Source organism: Pseudomonas sp. GW821-FHT02H06 (genome assembly GCF_059421525.1).
The window spans coordinates 285369-301150 of the sequence record NZ_JBWKVD010000002.1 but is presented as its reverse complement, the minus strand read 5'-3'; the positions used below and the strand labels follow the sequence as shown (position 1 = coordinate 301150).

Genomic DNA, 15782 nt, shown 5'->3' with positions numbered 1-15782 from the left:
CTCTTTTTCGCTCCCTGAACCTTCCGAACAGGCAACGCCATGAACGAACTGCAGCAGCTGAATGAAAGCCACGGGCTGTTGCTGGTGTTCGTCAACGTGCTGCTGGAGCAGATCGGCTTGCCGGTGCCGGCGTACCCGACGCTAATCGTCACCGGGGCGCTGGCCATGCAGAGCAAGCCACTGCTGGGCGCCGGGGTGCTGGTGGCGATGGTCGCCTGCCTGATCGCCGATGGGCTGTGGTACTGGGCCGGCAAGCGTTATGGCGGCGTCCTGCTGAAAACCATCTGCAAGATTTCTCTCTCTCAGGACTCCTGCGTTCGTCAGGGGTTGACCGTTTATGAGCGCGTCGGTCCGCGAGCGATGCTGCTGTCGAAATTTCTCCCCGGCGCCGGTGCGCTGGTCACCACCGTGGCCGGCATGAACGCCACGCCGGTCTGGGTGTTCGTGCGCTATTCCCTGGCCGGTTCGTTTATCTGGGCGGGCTCGGCGCTGCTGCTGGGCATGCTCTTCAGTGACGCGCTGATCCCCATGCTCGACTGGTTGAGCGGTTACATACCGATCGCTATCGTCAGCGTGCTGGCGGTGCTGGGGCTGTTCATTGGCTGGAAGTACTTCAAGCGGCGCCGGCTCAAAACGCGCACGGCGCGAGTGCCGCGCATCACCGTTCCCGAGCTGCTGGCCCTGCGCGACACCGACGATGCGCCGGTGGTCATCGACGTGCGACCGAGTTTCCATGCGGCGGTTATCGAAGGCATTCCGGGGGCGGTGTCGATCAGTCTCGAGGAGCCGATAGCCCCGTGGATCGAGCGCCTGGGGGATGTCGACATGGTGTTCTATTGCGCCTGCCCGAATGAGCTGTCGGCGGCGTTGCTGGCGGAAAAGCTCCACGCCCACGGCCTGACCCGGGGCAAGGCGCTCATCGGCGGGCTGGATGCCTGGCAGGCTGCGCAGGTGCAGGCTGAGGTGTCGGGCAGAACGGCGGCGTGACGCCGGGAGCACGCGGCCCCCAGCATCATCTTCTGCACATCGAAATCAGATCCCGCTGAGCGCCAGGTCCATCGCGAAGTACGTGAAGATCAAATCCGCACCCGCGCGCTTGATCGCGCCGAGGGTTTCGCGCACGACGCGGTGTTCGTCGATGGCCCCGGCCTGGGCGCCGAACTTGATCATCGCGTACTCGCCGCTGACCTGATACGCCGCCAGCGGCAGATTCGAGGCTTCGCGGATGTCGCGGATGATGTCCAGGTACGCGCCGGCCGGCTTGACCATCAGCGCATCGGCGCCTTCGGCCTCGTCCAGCAGCGATTCGCGCAGGGCTTCGCGGCGGTTCATCGGGTTCATCTGGTAGGTTTTACGGTCGCCCTTGAGCGCCGAGCCGCCGGCTTCGCGGAACGGACCGTACAGCGCCGAGGCGAACTTGGTCGAATAGGCCATGATCGGCGTCTGGGTGAAACCGGCGGCGTCGAGGGCGGCACGAATCGCCTTCACCTGGCCGTCCATCGCCGCCGAAGGGGCGATCACGTCAGCGCCGGCACGGGCCGCCATCACCGCCTGCTTGCCAAGGTTTTCAATGGTCGCGTCGTTGTCGACATGGCCGCCGTGCATCACGCCGCAATGGCCGTGGTCGGTGTACTCGCAGAAGCAGGTGTCGGACATCACGATCATTTCCGGCACGGCGGATTTGATGGTCCGCGAGATCCGCGAGACCAGACCGTTTTCCTGCCAGGTGTCGCTGCCGGTAGCGTCCAGGTGGTGGGAGACGCCGAAGGTCATGACCGACTTGATGCCGGCCCGGGCGTAACGCTCAACCTCCTGCGCCAGCTTGGACTCAGGAATGCGCTGTACGCCGGGCATGCTGTTGATCGGCACGAAGTCGTCGATTTCTTCTTCGACGAAGATCGGCAGCACCAGATCATTGAGGGTGAATTCGCTTTCCTGAAACAGCGAGCGGAAATGTTCGTTGCTGCGCAGACGGCGTGGACGGGCAGCGGGAAACAGGCTGGACATGGCGGTTCCTGAGTCAAGAATATCCGGAAGATCGCCGGACTCAACACGTCCGGCGATATCAATGGCGCGAAGCTTATGCCTGGGACGGTTTCGATTCAAACGCCCTGACAAGAAAGTCCGTTACGTTAGCCGCAACAGTGCGCAGAACCAAAACAATGGCGCCGGGTCATTTAGCAATGCCGCAGCCGTTTCGCTTGCGCACCGCCAGAGTGAGGCCGACCTTGAGCAACCCATCCGATCAGCGCAATAACCGTTCTCTGGACGGTCTTAACTTCTTTCTGGCGGATGTGCGCGACGGCCTTGGGCCCTATCTCGCGATCTATTTACTGGCCGTCCACAAGTGGGATCCGGCGAGCATCGGGCTGGTCATGACCCTCGCCGGCATCGCCGCGCTGGTCACACAAACCCCGGCGGGTGCGCTGATTGACCGCACCCGCAGCAAGCGGCTGGTGGTCATCGTGGCAGCGTTGCTGGTGACGGCGGGCTGTCTGGTGCTGCCGTTCATTCACTCGTTCACCTGGGTGGCGATCACCCAGAGCATCAGCGCCATTGCCGGCTCCGTATTCGCCCCCGCCATCGCGGCCATCTCCCTGGGCATCACCGGGCCGAAAGCCTTTACCCGCCGGACCGGGCGCAACGAAACCTGGAATCACGCCGGCAACGCCGTCGCAGCTCTGCTGGCGGGCATCTTTTCATGGATGTTCGGGCCGATTGCGGTGTTCTACCTCATGGCGTTCATGGCACTGGCGAGCATTGTCGCGGTGGCGTTCGTCGATGCCTCGGCAATTGATCACGACGTCGCCCGAGGCTTCGACCCCAGCCATGACCAGGGCAAGGACCAGCCCAGCGGGTGGGCTGTCCTGCTGCATAACCGACCGTTATTGGTGTTCGCCATCTGCTGCGGGCTGTTTCACCTGGCCAATGCGGCGATGCTGCCGCTGGTGAGTCAGAAGCTCTCGCAGATCGACGTCAACCTCGCCACGCCGCTGACGTCCGCCTGCATTGTCGCCGCGCAGTTGGTCATGGTGCCGGTGGCCTGGCTGGTGGGCGCCAAAGCCGACGTGTGGGGACGCAAGCCCTTGCTGCTGGCGGGTTTCATTTTCCTGCCGCTGCGGGGTGTGCTGTATGTCATGTCCGACAACCCTTACTGGCTGGTGGGTGTGCAGTTGCTCGACGGCATCGGCGCCGGGGCGTTTGGCGCGCTGTTGCCGTTGGTGGTCAAGGACCTGACGCGGGGCACCGGGCGCTTCAATATCAGTCTCGGTGCCATCTCGACGGTGTTCGGCCTGGGCGCGGCGCTGAGCAACGGCCTGGCGGGGCTGGTCGTGCGCGAGGCAGGCTACAGCGCGGCGTTCCTGACGTTGGCGGCCATTGCGGCGGTGGCGTTTGTGCTGTTGTGGCTGGCGGTGCCGGAAACCGGCGACCGCGTGGCGCAGGATCAACCCGAGGGCGCGCCGGCCACCTGATCGGCAGGGTTAACGGTCGGGGGTCGTGCTTGCGCCCTCCCCCAGTTCGCGCTGCATGATCACCGTGTCCAGCCAGCGGCCGTGCTTGAAGCCGACGGACTCGAACACGCCGACCTGGCGAAAGCCCAGTCGCGTGTGGAGCCGGATAGAGGCGCTGTTCTCGCTGTTGCCAATGATCGCCACCATCTGCCGGCGGCCGGATGCCGTGCAGTGCTGGATGACCGCCGCCAGTAACGCGTGACCAATCCCGAACCCGGCCATGCCCTCGCGCACGTACACCGAATCTTCCACGGTAAAGCGATAGGCCGGGCGCGGCCGGTACGGGGTCGCGTAGGCGTAGCCGACCACTTCACCGTCGCGCTCGGCGACCAGATAGGGCAAACCGTTGGCGCAGATGTCGGCGCGGCGCTGCAGCATTTGCTCGAGGGTCGGCGGTTCCAGTTCGAAGCTGGCGGTGCCGTGAATCACATGATGGGCGTAGATCGCCTGCACGGCGGGCATATCGGACTCGCGAGCGTCGCGCAGGATCAGTTCCTCGGCCATGGCATTTCCTTTTCCGGATCAGAACGCAGAGAGCGCTGAGCTTGCCCGTGAAGCGATGGGCTGTGCAACCCGGTTAGGCGCGTGTGCCCGAGGGTTTCGCGGCGGACGCAGGGGCGACGAACGCGGGTTCCGCGATTGGTCTAGAATGCCGCCCTTTCCCACTGCCGACCTGCCACCCACCGATGAATGCCGCCGCCCTCGACCTGCTCGACTCCCACCTTCAGACCGCCCTCGCCGACGCGCCCGCCGAGACCCGCCGGCTGTTTCACGGCCGTGGCCGACGCTGGCCGGGGCTGGAACAACTGACCGTCGACTGGATGCAGGGCGTGGTGCTGGTGTCGCTGTTCAAGGAGCCGGCCGCCGATGAGCTGGAAGCGCTGAAGCAGCGGTTGTTCAGGCTGATCGATTCAGCGGCATGGCAGCAATCCCGCGCCCATACGCTGTTGTTGCAGCACCGTTATCTGCCGGACAGCCACACCGAAGCGTTGTTGGGCGAGGTGCTGGAGGAATGGACGCTGACCGAGGGCGGCCTGCGCTATCTTGTGGATTTCGGCAAGAAGCAGAACACCGGGCTGTTCCTCGACATGCGCTATGGCCGCGACTGGGTGCGGGCCAATGCGGCGGGCAAGCGGGTGTTGAACCTGTTTGCCTACACCTGCGGGTTCTCGGTGGCGGCGATCGAGGGCGGCGCGGACTTTGTGGTCAATCTGGACATGTCGCGCGCGGCGCTGAGTCGCGGTCGCGACAACCATCGCCTGAATGGCCATGACCTGAGCAAGGTCACCTTTCTCGGCCACGAGCTGTTCAAATCCTGGGGCAAGGTGAAAAGCACCGGGCCCTATGACCTGGTGATCATCGACCCGCCGTCGTTTCAGAAAGGCAGTTTTCTGCTGACCAAGGATTATCAGCGGGTGCTGCGCAAACTGCCGGAGCTGTTGACGGCAGAAGGCACGGTGCTGGCGTGCATGAACGACCCGTTGCTGGGCGCGGACTTTCTCATCGAAGGCGTGACCCGCGAAGCGCCCGGGTTGCAGTTTGAACAGCGCCTGGAAAACCCGCCGGAATTTGCCGACGCCGAGGAAGGCGGCGGGTTGAAAGCGCTGGTGTTTCGCCAAGGCTAACCGCAACGCATGGTGGTTTAGTGGGACCGGCTTTAGCCGGGAAGAGGACCGTTTGTACGCCATCAATTCTGCGGTGTGACACCCGACGCTTTCCTGGCTAAAGCCAGTCCTACCAGGTGATCGCGCTGTGTCAGTGGGACCGGCTTTAGCCGGGAAGAGGCCCGTTCGTACGCCATCAATTCTGCGGTGTGACTTCCGACGCTTTCCCGGCTAAAGCCGGTCCCACTAGGTGACCGCGCTGTGTCAGTAGGACCGGCTTCAGCCGGGAAGAGGCCTGATCGTACACCATCAATCCTGCGGTGTGACTTCCGACGCTTTCCCGGCTAAAGCCGGTCCCACCAGGTGACCGCGCTGTGTCAGTGGGACCGGCTTTAGCCGGGAAGAGGCCCGTTTGTACGCCATCAATTCTGCGGTGTGACACCCGACGCCTTCCTGGCTAAAGCCAGTCCTACCAGGACGCGGAGCGTCCAGGGCTGCATGCCCACGCGGAGCGTGGGAACGATCATCATCTGAAGCCCGAGTCTTACGCACTCAGCCGCGAAATCACGTCGTTCAACCCCACCGACAACACGTGGAGATCCTGACTCGCGGTCTGGGTGCGCTGGACGTTGTCCTGGTTGGTGGTGGCGATGGCGGTGATTTCGGTCAGGTTGCGGGAGATGTCTTCGGCCACGGACGTTTGCTCTTCCGCCGCCGTGGCGATCTGGCGGTTCATGTCGCGGATGGCCTCGACGGCCGTGGTAATGCGTTCCAGCGAAGAGCCTGCCAGCGCCACCTGATCCACGCTTTCCTGGCTGCGTGCCTGTCCGCTTTCAATCGCCTGGGCAGCATCGACCGCGCCGGTCTGCACCGAGCTGATGATCTGGTTGATTTCTGCCGTCGAGGCCGCCGTGCGCTGGGCCAGCGTGCGCACTTCATCGGCGACCACCGCAAAACCGCGCCCGGCATCGCCGGCACGGGCCGCTTCGATGGCCGCGTTCAGCGCCAGCAGGTTGGTCTGCTCGGCGATGCCGCGAATCACTTCCAGCACCTTGCCGATCCGACCGCTGTCGGTTTCCAGACGACGAATGACGTTGGCAGTGTTGCTGATCTCCGTGCGCATCTGGGTGATGGCGGTGATGGTCGCGCCCATCACCTTGCTGCCTTCCTGGGAACTGCGGTCCGCTTCGTCAGCGGCCTGAGCTGCCTGGGCCGCGTGGCGGGCGACTTCCTGGGCGGTGGCGGACATTTCGGTCATCGCCGTCGCCACCTGGTCGGTGCGCTCGAACTGCTCGTGGGTGCCCTGGGCCATCAGCGCGGCAATCGCTTTCAGCTCGCCACCGGCACTGTCCAGGTCAGTGGTGCTGCGCTTGAGGCGGGTGAAGGTGTCGGCGAGGAAATCCCGCAGCGTGTTGGCGGCAACGGCCAGACGCCCCAGTTCATCCTGACGGGTGATGCTGACGCGGTCGCTGAATTTGCCCTGACTCAATTGCGCGACGTATTCGATCAGCAGGCGGATCGGGCCGACGATGTTGCGGTTGACCATCCACAGGGTGAGCACACCCACCAGCAGCGCCGAGGCAAGCATGACCAGCGTGCCGATGAGAATGGTCCGGTCAGCCGTGCTGCTGAGGATTTTCGACTGCTCGTCACTCTGCTTGCGCAGGCCATTCACCAGGCCGGTCATCTGCTCGCTGGCGGCACGGTCAACGCCTTTAACAGCTATGTCACCGGCGACCGGATCACCGCCGGCAGCGATGTAAGCGTCACGGCCTTTGCGATAAGCCACACCCAACGTGCGGTGCTCGGTGCGCAGCGCCTCGACCTGGGTTTTGGTGGCCGGATCCAGCCCGTCCATTGCACTCAGGCTGCCGAGGGTGTCCTGCACCTGACGTTCCTGGTCTTCGAATTGCGCCCAGAACTTGTCGCGATCGGCCGGCTGTTTGCCGCGCAGCAGCACGTTCTTCCACTCCTGCACCTGAACCTTGAATTGCAGGTTGGCCTGATCGACCAGTTGCGAGGCGTGCAGCGGCCCTTCAAGCAGACCGCGATAGGCGTGCACGTTGCTGGACAGGAACTGGAAACACGCGAGGGCAATCAGCACGACCAGCACGAGGCTGCCGCTGAGCAGCGCGAGGATCTGCAATCTCAGGGATTTCGACATACGAGGATCTCAAAAGGGAGGACAACCTGCTCCGAGGATCGCCCGGAGTTTTTTGCGGCTTGCCACATCCCTGTGCCATCGCGTCGGACCGATCCGAAAACGAGGCGCCTACACAGAGTGATTCGACCCCGCGCAGGGCTTCTTGAAGGCCGGTCGGGCAGATCCGACCAACGGCTGAAAAGCGCCAACGGCAAGGGCTGCAGCCCAGTCAAACGGTGGTCGAGACGTGCTGAACGGGATTCAGATGAGTGCGTACCAGCCAGCAATCACTCCCGCTGACCGAACACCTGGGAGGGTCTGCGCAACACCGGATCGAAGGGGTTGATTTTCTGGCTGATCGCCGCGGCCTCGCGCTTGAGCATGTCCACCACCGTGGGCATGCGGTCGGCACTGAGGCGGTCGCTGATGGTCGCCACACTTAACGCCGCCACTGCCCGGCCATCACGGTCGAGGATCGGCACCGCCAGACCCGCCATGCCTTCCAGCACGCCGGTATTGCGCGCGGCATAGCCGGTACGCCGCACCGTGTCGATTTCCGAGCGCAGCATCACTTCGTCGTACAGATGAAAATCCCGCAGGCGCGGCAGGTTGTAGCGGATCACGGTCTCGCGTTCGTCTTCCGGCAGAAACGCCAGGATCGCCAGACTGCCCTGCCCCACGCCCAGCGCCACGCGGCCGCCGATATCGCCGGTGAAGGTGCGGATCGGGTATGGCCCTTCGCTGCGGTCCAGGCAGACCGCATCGAAACCACTGCGGGCGAGCAGAAACAACGAGTCCCCCAACGAGGCCGACAGGCGCAGCAAGCTCGGCCGCACCACGTCCCGCAGGTTGCCGGACTGCCCGGCGCGCGCGGCCAGGGCGAAGAATTCCAGGCTCAGGCGGTAACGCTTGCTGCGCAGGTCCTGCTCGACCATGCCTTCGTCCATCAGGCTGCGTAGCAAGCGGTGGGTGGTCGGCTGCGACAGGCCGACCTGTTGAGCCAGTTGCGTCACGCGCTCACTGCCATCGGGACACTTGCCCAGCGCCCGCAGCACGGCAAACAGGCGAGAGACCGTACCAACCCCTGTTTCTTTCTCACCGCTCTTCCGCTCAGTGGAATCCATTTCGCTCTGCTCCTCATTTCTTTTCGCTGAATGAATGAATTCAAAAAAACGACTCACTCAATGAAATTGCTCGTTGAGCGCATCCTAGTCTTGGGCCTAGGATCGGTCCACAGGGCGATTTGAATAACAGCGGCAGCCGACACCGATCGAGCGCCAGCGTCCACGGCCACACGCAGCACTTCTCTTCGCATCTGCCCATAAAAAACGCGCGCCTTCGGTGCGCACGAAAAAAGGTGGAACGCAGCCATGGCTTTTCTTGAACTCCAGGCACTGTGCAAACGCTACGGCCCCGTCAATGCCGTCGTGGCCACTGACCTTTCGGTGGAGCAAGGCGAATTCGTCTCCCTGCTCGGCCCCTCCGGCTGCGGCAAAACCACCACCCTGCAAATGATCGCCGGCTTCGTTGATGTCAGCGCCGGACGCATCCTGCTGGATGGCCGCGACATCACCCACGCCAAGCCGGCCAGTCGCGGCCTCGGCGTGGTGTTCCAGTCCTACGCGCTGTTCCCGCACATGACCGTGCGCGACAACGTCGCCTTCGGCCTGAAAATGCGCAAAGTCTCGGGTGCCGACATCGAGCGCCGCGTCTCCCGGGTGCTGGAGCTGGTGCGCCTCACGCCCCATGCCGAACGTTACCCCCGCGAGTTGTCCGGCGGGCAGCGTCAGCGCGTGGCCCTGGCCCGGGCGCTGGTGATCGAGCCGCCGGTATTGCTGCTGGACGAACCGCTGTCCAACCTCGATGCGAATCTGCGCGAAGAGATGCAGTTCGAAATCCGCCGCATCCAGCGCGAAGTCGGCATCACCACCCTGATGGTCACCCACGACCAGGCCGAAGCGCTGTCCATCAGCGACCGCGTCGTGGTCATGCAGGCCGGGCGCATCACCCAGATCGACGAGCCCTACACCCTTTACGAACACCCGCGCACGCGTTTCATCTCCGGCTTCGTCGGCAAGGCCAATCTGCTGCGCGGTGATCGCGATGCCAGCGGCGCGGCCCAGCTCCGTCATCAGCCCGGCGATGGCGAACTGGTGTTGAGCCTGCGCCCGGAAAAAATCGATCTGGTGCCTGCCGGGACCGGTCGCCTGCAAGGCCGCGTGGTCATGCGCTACTTCCTTGGCAGCCAGTGGCTGTACCGCATCGAAACGCCCATCGGCGAAATCACCGTGGTGCGCCGCAACGATGGCGATGCGCCGATGAACGAAGGCTTCGCGGTGGGGCTGGACTGGCCGTCGGACCTGCTGCGGGTGTTGAGCGTCGACGAGGTGCCGGCATGAGTGTGCTGCGCGACACCGGACGCGGGTATCTGCTGTCGGCCCCGGCCCTGGCGTTGTTCTTCGGCCTGCTGGTGCTGCCATTGGCCTTGACGCTGGTACTGTCGTTCAACGTGTTCGACTACGAAGTCGGAGTCAAAAGCGGTGAATGGACCCTGGCGCAGTACGCCAATCTGCTCACCGATTCGTACTTTTACGAGATCTTCCTGCGCACCTTCTGGATCAGCGCCCTGGTGACCCTGCTCTGTGTGGTCATTGGCGTGCCCGAGGCCTACATCCTCAGCCGCATGGGCACCCCGTGGCGTTCGATTTTCCTGATCCTGATCCTCACGCCGCTGCTGATTTCGGTGGTGGTACGGGCGTTCGGCTGGAGCCTGTTGCTGGGCGCGGACGGTCTGATCAATCAGGCGATCCAGGCCCTCGGCGGGCGTCCGATCAAGATGCTGTACACGCCGTTCGCGGTGATTCTGGCGCTGGTCCACGTGATGCTGCCGTTCATGATCATCCCGGTATGGACCTCGCTGCAGAAACTCGACGCCTCCGCCGAACAAGCCGCGCTGTCCCTTGGCGCGACTCAGGCGCAAGTGATGCGCATGGTGGTGTTGCCCCAGGTGATGCCCGGCGTGCTGTCGGGCACGTTGATTGTCTTCGGCCTGTCGGCCAGTTCGTTTGCCATCCCGGGTCTGCTCGGCGGGCGCCGGCTGAAGATGGTCGCCACCGTCGTCTACGACCAATACCTCTCGGAACTCAACTGGCCCATGGGCGCGGCGATTGCCGTGGCGCTGCTGCTGATCAACCTGTTGGTCATGCTGTCGTGGAACAGGCTGGTTGAAGGCCGCTACAAAAAATCCCTGGGGGAATGAGCGATGTCCAAGAACGGTCCTCTGGCCCTGTCGTTTCACGCCCTGGTGGTGGTTTTCATGCTCGCGCCGCTGGTGGTGGTCTGCCTGGTGGCGTTTACCCCGGAAAACACCTTGAGCCTGCCGTGGCACGGGTTTTCCCTGCGCTGGTTCAGGGCGGTGTTCGAGCGCGCGGACTTCATTCAGTCGTTCTACAACAGCCTGATTCTGGCGGTGGTCGCGGCCACCCTGGCGACGTTGATTGCCGTGCCGGCGGCCTTGGCGATCACCCGCTATCGCTTTCCGGGTCGCGACTTTCTCAACGGCCTGTTCCTGTCGCCGATCATCATTCCCCATCTGGTGCTGGGAGTGGCGATGCTGCGTCTGTTCGCGCTGATGGGGGTGAACGGCAGTTTTGTCTGGCTGATGTTCGCCCACGTCGTAGTGATCACGCCCTACGTACTGCGCCTGGTCATCGCCGCTTCCATCGGCATGGACCGCAGCGCCGAGCAGGCCGCTGAATCCCTGGGTGCCAGCCGCTTCACCCTGTTTCGCCTGATCACCCTGCCGATGATCCTGCCGGGCGTGGCCGGTGGCTGGTTGCTGGCGTTCATCAACAGCTTCGACGAGGTCACGCTGTCGATCTTCGTCACCTCGCCCTCGACCCAAACCCTGCCGGTGCGCATGTACGTGTACGCCACCGAATCCATCGACCCGATGATGGCGGCGGTCTCGGCGCTGGTTATCGCACTGACGGCGGCCACCATGATCATCCTCGATCGGGTGTATGGGCTGGACCGTGTGCTGGTGGGGAGGCACTGATGACTCTTCCATCCATTGACATCTGTCTCAGGGAGCGCGCGCCATGGCATTGCTGAAACGACTGGCCGAACGCGATCGCGCCGTGGTCGTCTTTACCCTCGACGGCCAGCCGGCCAGTGGTTTGCAGGGCGATACCTTGCTCACGGCGGTGCTGACGGCGGAGGACTCGCTGCGCGGCAGCGACTTCAGCGGCGAACCCCGCGCCGGTTTCTGCCTGATGGGCGCGTGCCAGGACTGCTGGGTGAAACTGGGCGACGGCCGACGGGTGCGGGCTTGCTCGACGCTGCTGGAAGCCGGCGTGTGCGTGAGTCGCGAGCCGGGGCGCAGCGTATGAATGAGCCAACCCTTCAGGCCATGAACACCGTCATCGTCGGCGCTGGGCCGGCCGGAATTCGCGCCGCGCAGACACTGCTCGCCCACGGCCTGCGCCCTTGTCTGCTGGATGAAAGCCTGCGCGGCGGCGGTCAGGTCTATCGTCGCCAGCCGGAGAACTTCAAGCGATCGGCGAAGGCGCTGTACGGTTTCGAAGCGGGCAAAGCCGAGTCGGTTCACGCCACCCTCGATCAGTTGCAGACCGAAATCGACTACCGCGCCGAGACGCTGGTGTGGAACGCCGAAGCACGCACCCTCGACACCCTGCGCAATGGCCGCACGGCGCAGGTGCCGTTCAAGCATTTGATCGTGGCCACCGGCGCCACCGACCGCATCTTGCCGGTGCCGGGCTGGACCTTGCCCGGCGTCTACAGCCTCGGCGCGGCACAGATCGCGCTGAAGTTTCAGGGCTGCGCCATCGGTCAGCGCGTGGTCTTTGCCGGCAGCGGGCCGCTGTTGTATCTGGTGGCGTATCAGTACGCCAAGGCCGGTGCGACGGTGGCGGCGGTGCTCGACAGCTCGCCCTTTTCCGCCCAGACCCGCGCGCTGCCCGCGCTATTCGGACAACCGTCGACGCTGGCCAAAGGGCTTTATTACCGCGCCTGGCTGACGGCCCACGGCATCCCGGTGCATCAGGGCGTTCATCTGCACGACATTCAGGGCGAGCGACGGGTCAGCGGGGTCAGTTGGCAACAGGGCCAACAACGGAAAAATCTGGGCTGTGACGCCGTCGCCTTCGCCCACGCGCTGCGCAGCGAAACCCAATTGGCCGATCTGCTCGGTTGCGACTTCGCCTGGAGCCCGTTGAATCGCGCCTGGCTGCCCACCCGCGACGCCGCCGGCCGCAGCAGCGTCGAGGGGGTTTATCTGGCCGGGGATGGGGCCGGGATCATGGGCGCCGACGCTGCGGAAATGGCCGGCGAACTGGCGGCGCTGACCTTGCTCGGCGACATCGGTTACCGCATCGACCGGGCGCGCAGCATCGAATTGCAGCGGCAACTGGAGGCCATCCAGCGGTTTCGCCAGGGACTGGAAACGGCGTTCCCCTTCCCCGAAGACTGGGCGGCCAAGGCGCCGGACAGCCTGACGGTGTGTCGCTGCGAGGAAGTCAGCGCTGGCGACATCCGTCAGACCGTGGCCGAGGGTCACTGGGAGATCAACCGCGTCAAGGCCATGTGCCGGGTCGGCATGGGCCGCTGCCAGGGGCGCATGTGTGGGCTGGCCGCGACGGAAATCGTCGCTCAGGCGTCGGGGCGGGAGATTGCCAGCGTCGGTCGATTGCGCGGGCAGGCGCCTATCAAGCCGCTGCCGTTTGGCGTGGAGGCAGAACAATGAGCCAGCCCGTTGAAGTGGATGCGGTGATTATTGGCGGCGGGATCGTCGGCGCCTCGGCGGCGCTGTTTCTCGCCCTGAGCGGCAAACGCGTGGCGCTGCTGGAGCGGGACTTTTTCGGCTCTCACTCAAGCGGCGTCAATTATGGCGGCGTGCGCCGTCAGGGCCGGCCGTTGTCGCAGCTGCCGCTGTCCCGGCGCGCCCACGAAATCTGGGGGGACCTGCGCGCATTCATTGGCACTGATGGCGAATACGTGCGCTCGGGGCATCTCAAGCTGGCCCGCAGCGACAAAGACATGGCCGCGCTAGTCGCGTATGAAGAGGCGTCGCGCGGGTTCGGAATGGAGCTGCAGTTGCTCGATCACGGCCAGTTGCGCGCGCGCTTCCCCTGGGCGGGCGATGTGGCGGTGGGCGCTTCGTTGTGCGCCGAGGACGGCCATGCCAATCCGCGCCTCGTCTCCCCCGCGTTTGCCGCTGCCGCACGCCGCGCCGGTGCGCAGACGTTCGAGCAGGCCCAGGTCAGCGAGGTCAGCCATGACGGGCAGTCTTTTCGGGTGAGGACCGCCAGCGGTCTAAGCTTTCGCGCCCCGTGGCTGCTCAATTGCGCCGGTGCCTGGGCGGCTCAACTGGCCCAGCAGTTCGGCGAGCCGGTGCCGATGCGCGCGGGCCACCCGGCGATGCTGGTGACCGAACCGCTGCCGATGTTCATGGACGTCAGCACCGGCGTCGAGGGCGGCGGGATCTATGCGCGACAGGTGGCGCGGGGTAATTGCGTGCTGGGCGGCGGTCAGGGATTTCCGCTGGACCCGGCCACCGCGCGGCCGGGTCAGGCGGCGATTCTGGAGATCCTGCGCAACGCCGTTGAACTGTATCCGCCGCTGGCCGGTGCTCAGGCCATTCGCACCTGGAGCGGCACCGAAGGGTATCTGCCCGACCGCGAACCGGTGCTGGGGGCCAGTTCGACCCAACCCGGTCTGCTGCACGGCTTCGGATTCGCCGGATCGGGCTTTCAGATTGGCCCGGCGGCGGGCGAGGCCCTGGCGCAGATCGTCTGCGTCGGGGCGTCGAACATCGAACTGAGCCCGTTCTCGATCACACGCTTTCAATCGCAACCGCACACTTCATCGCCCGCCATCGTCTTGCCGTCCGGCACCGATAACGTCATTCCATTGCTCAGAGGAAGGTCAAACCCATGACTCACATGAAACGTGTTGCCCTGACCGGCTTGTCTTGCCTGCCCCTTGCCGTGTTGCTTGCTTCGATGCCCGCACAGGCCGAACCGACGCTGTACCTTGGCATGAACGGCGGCACCATGGAGCGCTTGTACGCCGACAATGTGCTGCCCGCGTTCGAGAAGGCCAACAACGTCAAGGTGGTGATCGTGCCGGGCACGTCCTCGGACATCCTCGCCAAGGCCCAGGCCAGCAAGGACAACCCGCAAATGCACGTGATGTTCCTCGATGACGGCATCATGTACCGGGCCATTTCCATGGGCCTGTGCGGCAAGTTGAACCCGAGCGCGAGCCTGGCGGACATTCCGGCCAAGGGCAAGATCAAGGAGGAAGCGGTGGCCGTGAGCCTGGGTGTCACCGGGCTGGCCTACAACACAAAGATGTTCAAGGACAACGGCTGGAGCGCGCCGACGTCCTGGGCCGACATGGCGGACCCTAAGTACAAGGAGAAGCTGGTGTTCCAGTCGCTGGCCTCCTCCACTTTCGGGCTGCACGGTTTTCTGATGTTCAACCGGCTGCAGGGTGGCAACGAAACCAACGTCGAGCCGGGGTTCAAGGCATGGCCGAAGACGGTGGGCCCGAACGTGCTGGAGTACATCGCCAGCTCGGCGAAAATCTCGGAAATGGTTCAGACCGGTGAAGCGGCGCTGTTCCCGCTGACGCCGACCCAGGTGACCGCGCTCAAGCTCAAGGGCGTGCCGGTGGAATACGCGCCGCCGAAGGAAGGCGGCGTGGTCTTGAACGTGGCCGAATGCACCATCGCCAACAACGACCAGCCGGAACTGGCGCAGAAGCTTGCGGCGTTCCTGCTGACCCCGGAAGCCCAGGCGCCGGCCCTGGAGATGGGCGACCAGATCCCGTCCAACCCGAAAACCCCGACCACCGACAAGACCCGTGGCCAGGTGGAAGCCATGAACAAATACCTGGAAACCGCCGTGACCATTGATTGGGACCAGGTCAACCAGGTCCGCCCGGAATGGAACGCCCGCTGGAGCCGCTCGATCGAGCGGTAGGTGGTTAAGGTTGGACCGCGATCCAGTAGTAGGACCGGCTTCAGCCGGGAAAGCGTCAGTAGGCGCACTGCAAAATGGATGGCGTACACACTGACCTCTTCCCGGCTAAAGCCAGTCCCACTCATCGACCGCGATCCGGTGTAGGACTGGCTTCAGCCGGGAAGACGTCGGAGGCCATACCGCAAAATAGATGGCGTACACACTGGCCTCTTCCCGGCTAAAGCCAGTCCCACTCATCGACCGCGATCCAACAGTGGGACCGGCTTCAGCCGGGAAAGCGTCGGAGGCCATACCGAAAAATGGATGGTGCGCATGCTGGCCTCTTCCCGGCTAAAGCCAGTCCCACTAATCAACCGCGATCCCATAGTGGGACCGGCTTCAGCCGGGAAGACGTCGGAGGCCATACCGCAAAATGGATGGCGTACACACTGGCCTCTTCCCGGCTAAAGCCAGTCCCACTAACGCGCCGCGTATGCTGCAGGACCAGCTTCAGCCAGTCCCACCCAAGTGCCGCGTA

General features: G+C 64.3%; 14 protein-coding genes. 10 read left to right on the top strand and 4 right to left on the bottom strand.

Annotated features, from left to right (window positions below; genetic code table 11):
- Positions 1-39: 39 nt before the first annotated feature.
- Positions 40-987 (top strand): VTT domain-containing protein, encoded by a 948-nt coding sequence (locus AC07VF_RS04580; RefSeq protein WP_495008217.1) that lies wholly within the window; start codon positions 40-42, stop codon positions 985-987.
- Positions 988-1032: 45 nt separating this feature from the next.
- Here the strand turns inward: AC07VF_RS04580 and hemB are convergent, their stop codons facing one another.
- Entirely contained in the window at positions 1033-2007 is a 975-nt protein-coding gene (hemB, locus tag AC07VF_RS04575; protein WP_074887680.1) for a porphobilinogen synthase, read from the bottom strand.
- Between the two features lie 221 nt (positions 2008-2228).
- Here hemB and AC07VF_RS04570 point away from each other — a divergent pair, with 221 nt between their 5' ends.
- Entirely contained in the window at positions 2229-3473 is a 1245-nt protein-coding gene (locus AC07VF_RS04570) for an MFS transporter (RefSeq protein WP_495008216.1), read from the top strand.
- A gap of 9 nt (positions 3474-3482) precedes the next feature.
- Here AC07VF_RS04570 and AC07VF_RS04565 read toward each other — a convergent pair whose 3' ends face one another.
- Entirely contained in the window at positions 3483-4016 is a 534-nt protein-coding gene (locus AC07VF_RS04565) for a GNAT family N-acetyltransferase (protein ID WP_495008215.1), read from the bottom strand.
- Positions 4017-4198: 182 nt separating this feature from the next.
- On the opposite strand from AC07VF_RS04565, the gene AC07VF_RS04560 reads away from it, so the two are divergent.
- Entirely contained in the window at positions 4199-5137 is a 939-nt protein-coding gene (locus tag AC07VF_RS04560) for a class I SAM-dependent methyltransferase (RefSeq protein WP_495008214.1), read from the top strand.
- Positions 5138-5660: 523 nt separating this feature from the next.
- On the opposite strand, the gene AC07VF_RS04555 is transcribed toward AC07VF_RS04560, so the two are convergent.
- Positions 5661-7280: a methyl-accepting chemotaxis protein gene (locus tag AC07VF_RS04555; protein ID WP_495008213.1), complete on the bottom strand. Its 1620-nt coding sequence runs from the start codon at positions 7278-7280 to the stop codon at positions 5661-5663.
- A gap of 266 nt (positions 7281-7546) precedes the next feature.
- On the bottom strand, positions 7547-8383 hold the full coding sequence (locus tag AC07VF_RS04550; RefSeq protein WP_346629902.1) for an IclR family transcriptional regulator: 837 nt from the start codon (positions 8381-8383) through the stop codon (positions 7547-7549).
- Between the two features lie 246 nt (positions 8384-8629).
- On the opposite strand from AC07VF_RS04550, the gene AC07VF_RS04545 reads away from it, so the two are divergent.
- The 7 genes from AC07VF_RS04545 to AC07VF_RS04515 are packed head-to-tail and all read left to right on the top strand — an operon-like array spanning position 8630 to position 15265.
- Positions 8630-9658, top strand: a complete 1029-nt coding sequence (locus tag AC07VF_RS04545; RefSeq protein WP_495008212.1) for an ABC transporter ATP-binding protein — start codon at positions 8630-8632, stop codon at positions 9656-9658.
- On the top strand, positions 9655-10518 hold the full coding sequence (locus AC07VF_RS04540) for an ABC transporter permease (protein WP_346629900.1): 864 nt from the start codon (positions 9655-9657) through the stop codon (positions 10516-10518). The genes AC07VF_RS04545 and AC07VF_RS04540 overlap by 4 nt, the downstream gene beginning before the upstream one ends.
- 3 nt (positions 10519-10521) lie before the next feature.
- Complete coding sequence (locus AC07VF_RS04535; RefSeq protein ID WP_037010374.1) at positions 10522-11316, top strand: ABC transporter permease; 795 nt, start codon at positions 10522-10524, stop codon at positions 11314-11316.
- A gap of 43 nt (positions 11317-11359) precedes the next feature.
- Positions 11360-11650 (top strand): (2Fe-2S)-binding protein, encoded by a 291-nt coding sequence (locus AC07VF_RS04530; protein WP_495008211.1) that lies wholly within the window; start codon positions 11360-11362, stop codon positions 11648-11650.
- A complete protein-coding gene (locus tag AC07VF_RS04525; RefSeq protein ID WP_495008210.1) occupies positions 11647-13023 on the top strand; it encodes an FAD/NAD(P)-dependent oxidoreductase in 1377 nt (458 codons plus the stop codon). The genes AC07VF_RS04530 and AC07VF_RS04525 overlap by 4 nt, the downstream gene beginning before the upstream one ends.
- Entirely contained in the window at positions 13020-14216 is a 1197-nt protein-coding gene (locus tag AC07VF_RS04520) for an NAD(P)/FAD-dependent oxidoreductase (RefSeq protein WP_495008209.1), read from the top strand. Before AC07VF_RS04525 ends, AC07VF_RS04520 begins: the two co-directional genes overlap by 4 nt.
- The gene (locus AC07VF_RS04515; protein ID WP_495008208.1) at positions 14213-15265 is read left to right on the top strand and encodes an ABC transporter substrate-binding protein; all 1053 of its coding nucleotides are present in this window, start codon (positions 14213-14215) and stop codon (positions 15263-15265) included. The genes AC07VF_RS04520 and AC07VF_RS04515 overlap by 4 nt, the downstream gene beginning before the upstream one ends.
- Positions 15266-15782 lie beyond the last annotated feature (517 nt).